Genomic DNA, 3,043 nt, shown 5'->3' on the forward strand with positions numbered 1-3,043 from the left:
ATAGGAGGGGTCTGCAGTCATAGATAGAGCCTTGATCGACTGCTCCTTCTTTTCGTTCGGTAAAGCATTACTGTTCGTCGGATCAATTGAGCTTCCGTATTTCTCGATAAACTGCTTCAGCTTCATTTCCAGCTCTTGCAGCTCGCCGACTTTTGTCTTCGTATCCTGCGCTTGACGCGACAATTGGAGTATTTCCTGCTGCAAAGAAACAATCGCTTCGTCCTTTTTGGATACGGTTTGCGTGAAGTAGGCAGTTTGCTTTGACAATTGTTCCTCCAGATGGTTTAGCTCATAAGCTGATTTCATTTGGAGTCCCGCAATACAGCCCGAAACCACGAGAACGGCTGCCGTTGGAGCAGCTAATACCGATCGCTTCGATACGTGAAACTGTTTGACGGTTTTGTCAGCGCCGCGCATCACCACAAATGACCATTTTGGCTTCCGCGCTCGTTTCAATAGGTTACTCCTTTCTATCTGATCAGACATAGCCTTTCAGAACGTCCTTATGCTATTTATTCTTGAAAGCTATAAAACATACCATAAAACTTAGCAGAAAAAGAAGAAAGACTGGCCAGCTCACCTTAGTAGGGTGAGTTGGCAGTTCTATTAGTGTGAAAACTAGAGGAATATCGAAGGTAATAAGGATCATATTTTTTGATATTATTGTTGCGAATCGAGCTTAATTACACAATTAAATGGATTGTCAGTATACCACCAACAAGATCCGTTCAAACTAGAGACACTTAACAGTGTCATCTAGGAAGTGGTGTTCTTATGCAAGTGGGGCTTATTTGGCTGATTTCAGTTCTCGTTGTCTATATTGCTACTCTGGCATGCATAATGCTTATGGAACATCGCCGACCGGTTTCAATGACAGCTTGGATGTTTATCGCTCTCGTTGTCCCTTTTGCAGGATTTGTTGCTTATATGATGCTGGGAAAGGATTTTACGAGACGCAGGCTTACGAGTGGATTAAAGCATGATGAGGTACGTGAAGCCAGTCATAAATCAGATGCGGTAAAAGGATCCTATGATATCGGAAATGAACAACTTGAGCAGCAACAAAAACTATATGAGATGCTGACGGGTCTTGCTCCTTTTCCCATTACCAAACAAAACCAAACTACTGTTCTTACGAACGGTAACGATACATATGATGCAATACTCAATTATTTGAACCAAGCTAAACATCATATCCATTTGGATTACTATACGATTCGTGACGATAACGTTGGTCGCAGGTTTCTCCAAATACTTGTGCGAAAGGCTAAAGAAGGTGTAGCGGTACGTGTCATTTATGATGGGATAGGAAGCCTTCATCTAACTAAAGAGTATATAAAGGAGCTTCATACTGCGGGAGTGAGAACATGCTGTTTTTTACCACCGCGTGTTGCTTTCTATGCAAGGCGTCTCAATTACCGTAATCATCGAAAAATAGCAATAATAGACGGACTTGTTGGTTTTGTTGGCGGTATTAATATCGGAGACGAGTATATCGGTATGGATCCTAAGTTAGGCTTTTGGCGAGACACACATTTACAGTTGGAAGGTGACGCGGTTTATTTTTTACAGGAGCTGTTTATGAATGACTGGGCTTTTGTTACTAAGGAATCGTTGGACCGAGGAAAATATATGCCACCACATCGATGTAAGGGTAATGAGCGTACTTTGATAGTATCGAGTAAGCCTGGCCGAAATGACCATAAAATATTAGAGGTTATGTTCGCGGCAATTACAGCGGCTAAATCGCGTATTTATTTGACGACTCCATATTTTATACCAGATGCTAGCTTAGTTATGAGTCTTAGAACAGCTGCGCTTAGTGGCGTCGACGTAAGGATCATTATTCCTGATCGACCTGATTCGAAATTGGTTCTGCTATCAACTTTGTCTTATATGCAAGAAATGTTGGATGCTGGCGTTCGTGTTTTTCGCTATCAGACAGGGTTTGTGCATGCCAAGGTTATGATTATTKATCATATGCTTGCTTCAGTAGGCACAGCAAATATGGACATGCGCAGCTTGTACAGCAACTTTGAGCTGAATGCCATTTTGTTTGATAAAGGTGCGATTGAACGGCTAGAAGAGGATTTTATGAATGATTTACATCATAGTGTGGAGCTGGAGCTTCAGACCTTTGCAAAAAGGCCATGGAAACAGAAAGTAGCTGAGGCTGTGCTTCATATCCTCTCTCCTCTGCTGTAATGGATGCATGGATATTGGTGATTTCGGGTATATTTTGTCATGAAAGACAAGGGTTGAAGTCCAAGGAGGCATGCGTAAATGAGTGATTCGAACAAGGAAGTCCAGCAAGAAGAAGCAGCGGCAGGTGAGCTTATGTATGAAGGCCGTGATGATTATTTTATGGACATTGATCGTATGGTGAATGAAGGACTGGGTGGCGGCAATGTAACGTTGCAGAACGGGCTCATCGATGAATCAACTACGGATACGATGTACGGTGAGCAGGAGGAGGGGTAAGCATCATGGACACAACGCGTGCCAAACAGATCTATGAGTCTGAGCAGACAGTTGCCGTCCATCTTGGCGATGATTCAGTGTGGATCGAAAATGTGGATGTGGCAAATGGTATGGCAACGGTACAGGTTGGCGGAAATCCTCTTAATACGTTAACCGTATCATGTGATCGGCTGAACGAAGTTAGTAAGCGTTAAGTGAAAGTTTGGCTGATTCCAAAATATACAATGCATAATAGCAGGTAACGTAAAAAAACACCTCCCAAACTCAGTTTTGGAGGTGTTTTATCTTATTCTTATTTGAGTTTTCCTATTTCAAAATGTTACTTCTTCATCCGCCATACGCTTCACGGAAGGCGACGCAAAGGCTGTCTCGGTCAACCTCCCACAGCTCAGCGATATCAGAGCTGACGTTTTCATCCCACCAATCGGATTGCACTTTGCGATTGCTTTCATTTTCGACAATCCAGGTAAGATTAAGAATCACTTTTTTGAAATAGATTGATTCGGCTTGATCCATCTTATCCTTTGGGACCCAAAGCTTCATACGTTTGACGGTACGATAG

At 42.6% G+C, this 3,043-nt stretch carries 4 protein-coding genes and 1 pseudogene; 3 read left to right on the forward strand and 2 right to left on the reverse strand.

Annotated elements, in window-relative coordinates:
- Positions 1–456, reverse strand: a pseudogene (locus AC1DWN_RS31330) (hypothetical protein); the annotation flags it as partial.
- 318 nt (positions 457–774) lie between these two features.
- Between AC1DWN_RS31330 and cls the strand changes: the two are divergent.
- From cls to AC1DWN_RS31345, 3 genes are all read left to right on the forward strand, one after another.
- Positions 775–2,205, forward strand: coding sequence for a cardiolipin synthase (gene cls / locus AC1DWN_RS31335; RefSeq protein ID WP_477562768.1), 1,431 nt, complete (start codon positions 775–777; stop codon positions 2,203–2,205).
- 78 nt (positions 2,206–2,283) lie between these two features.
- Entirely contained in the window at positions 2,284–2,481 is a 198-nt protein-coding gene (locus AC1DWN_RS31340; RefSeq protein WP_477562769.1) for a hypothetical protein, read from the forward strand.
- Positions 2,482–2,486: 5 nt separating this feature from the next.
- The gene (locus AC1DWN_RS31345; RefSeq protein ID WP_477562770.1) at positions 2,487–2,675 is read left to right on the forward strand and encodes an H-type small acid-soluble spore protein; all 189 of its coding nucleotides are present in this window, start codon (positions 2,487–2,489) and stop codon (positions 2,673–2,675) included.
- Positions 2,676–2,808: 133 nt separating this feature from the next.
- On the opposite strand, the gene AC1DWN_RS31350 is transcribed toward AC1DWN_RS31345, so the two are convergent.
- The coding region (locus tag AC1DWN_RS31350) for a dehydrogenase (protein WP_477562771.1) at positions 2,809–3,043 on the reverse strand (235 nt) is incomplete at its 5' end.

The sequence above is a fragment of the Paenibacillus sp. P4_A7 genome (assembly GCF_056402455.1).

Excerpts from the sequence above, each read along its gene's own strand:
- AC1DWN_RS31340 (WP_477562769.1), top strand. The coding sequence starts at position 2,284 with ATGAGTGATTCGAACAAGGAAGTCCAGCAAGAAGAAGCAGCGGCAGGT.
- AC1DWN_RS31345 (WP_477562770.1), top strand. The coding sequence starts at position 2,487 with ATGGACACAACGCGTGCCAAACAGATCTATGAGTCTGAGCAGACAGTT.